1 protein-coding gene is annotated in these 1,293 nt (G+C 72.2%); it reads right to left on the bottom strand.

Features of this window, described 5'->3' with window-relative positions:
• Positions 1-4: 4 nt before the first annotated feature.
• Entirely contained in the window at positions 5-1,264 is a 1,260-nt protein-coding gene (locus tag EF903_RS32700) for a glycoside hydrolase family 16 protein (protein WP_125548547.1), read from the bottom strand.
• Between the last annotated feature and the right edge of the window lie 29 nt (positions 1,265-1,293).

The following is a 1,293-nucleotide window of genomic DNA, read 5'->3' as shown; positions in this document are numbered from 1 at the left end:
CAGGTCAGCCGACCGTCCACTTCTGGTTGGCGGCGCCGGTGCAGGTCCAGGTCTGCAACCGGGTGCCGTCGGCGGAGGAGTTGCCCTTCGCGTCCAGGCACTTGCCCGCACCGGTGTTGGTGAGGTCGCCGGCGGCGGTGTGCGTCCACTTCTGGGCGTTGGTGCCGTTGCAGGTGTAGAGCTGGACGACGGCCCCGTCGGCGGTGGAGCCGCCGGCGACGTCCAGGCACTTGCCGAGGGCGCGGACGGTGCCGTCGCCCCCGACGGTCCACTGCTGGGCCGCGCTGCCGGTGCAGTCGTGCAGCTGGATGGGGGTGCGGTCGGCGTCGGAGCCGCCGGCGACGTCGACGCACATGCCGCCGATGCCGCGGATCGGGCGTGCGGCGGGGGCGCCGGAGGAGGAGGCGCGGACGTAGTCGACGGTCATCGTCTGCGGGAAGGACGTGGAGGCGTCCGGGCTGCCGGGCCAGTCCCCGCCGACCGCCAGGTTGAGGATGAGGAAGAACGGGTGGTCGAAGACCCACTTGTTGCCGCCGGTGCCGGCCGGAGTGAGGGTCTTGTACGTGGTGCCGTCCACCGACCAGGCGAGGGAGTTCGGGCTCCAGTCGACGGCGAACACGTGGAAGTCGTCGGCGAAGGCACGGCCGCCGGGCAGGCTGTACGCGGCGCCGAGGCCGCCCGCTCCGGAGTAGCCGGGGCCGTGCACCGTACCGTGCACGGTGCCGGGTTCGCGGCCGATGTTCTCCATGATGTCGATCTCGCCGCTGCCCGGCCAGCCCACGCTGCCGAGGTCGTTGCCGAGCATCCAGAAGGCGGGCCAGACGCCCTGGCCGCGCGGGATCTTGATGCGGGCCTCGAAGCGGCCGTACGCCTGGGTGAAGGTCTTGGCGGTGTTCAGCCGGGCCGAGGTGTACCGGCACTGCCCGTACCAGCAGCCGAGGCCGGCGTCGGTGTTCTTCCGCGCGGTGATGACGAGGTTGCCCCGGCCGTCGAGCGCGGCGTTCGAGGTGCTGTTGGTGTAGTACTGCAACTCGTGGTTGCCGAAGCCCGAACCGCCGGTCTCCAGCGTCCACTTGGCGGCATCGGGGGCGCGGCCGGCCGGGCCGTCGAACTCGTCGGACCAGGTCTGCGCGACGACTGCGGCACCGGCGTGCGGAGCGACCGAGCGGGTGAGGGAGATGAGCACCGCCGCGACCAGGGCGGTGGTCACGAGGAGCACCACTGCGCCGAGAGAGCGGCGGCGTGCGCGATGGGCAGCAGCCATGGGCGTGGTTCCTTGTCTGGGTGGGGGAG

The organism is Streptomyces sp. WAC05292 (assembly GCF_003949955.1).
Lineage (GTDB): Bacteria > Actinomycetota > Actinomycetes > Streptomycetales > Streptomycetaceae > Streptomyces > Streptomyces globosus.
Note: the sequence above shows the minus strand (reverse complement) of the source record. Positions and strands in the feature narration are given on the sequence as shown.

What these genes read in the sequence shown, in the direction of transcription:
- EF903_RS32700 (WP_125548547.1), bottom strand. Translation starts at nt 1,264, where the DNA reads ATGGCTGCTGCCCATCGCGCACGCCGCCGCTCTCTCGGCGCAGTGGTG.